The sequence below is a fragment of the Mesorhizobium sp. M5C.F.Ca.IN.020.32.2.1 genome (genome assembly GCF_004023105.1).
In the GTDB taxonomy this organism is placed as follows: Bacteria; Pseudomonadota; Alphaproteobacteria; order Rhizobiales; family Rhizobiaceae; genus Mesorhizobium; species Mesorhizobium wenxiniae.
Map to the genome: position 1 here is coordinate 1 of NZ_RZSX01001688.1, position 427 is coordinate 427.

Sequence of the window (427 nt, forward strand, 5' to 3'; positions counted from 1 at the left end):
ATCCAGACCAGCGCGCGAACGCCGAACTTGACGAGCTGGCCGGTCGAATAAACGAGTTTGCGGGCTATGTCGTGGAGCTGTGGGAGAAGGAGAGCGCACCGAACCCCGAACCAGAGATCGAGGCTTTCACCCGCCGCCACGTCGAGTTGACGCGGCGCTATTGGGCGGCGGAAAGCCGCTGCATGAACTGGTTTATTACCGGACCGGCGCGCTTTCCCGTTGCCCGCAACGAAAAGCGGATGAAGATTTCCGATGCTCGGCACGCCGATCTTGCCGCACATTCAGCAGCGGCCCGGAAAGCGGTGAAGCGGAAAGCCTTCCCCCACGGTGCGGATGACGAGCCGATCCGCTCAGGCGATCCATCAGCGTTGCAACGGATCATGGCGAAGATCGAGGACCTGGCCCTGTCGATCGACAAGATGAAGGC

General features: G+C 61.6%; 1 pseudogene. It reads left to right on the plus strand.

From position 1 onward, the window contains the following. A pseudogene (locus EOA86_RS38175) lies at window positions 1-427 on the plus strand (hypothetical protein); the annotation flags it as partial.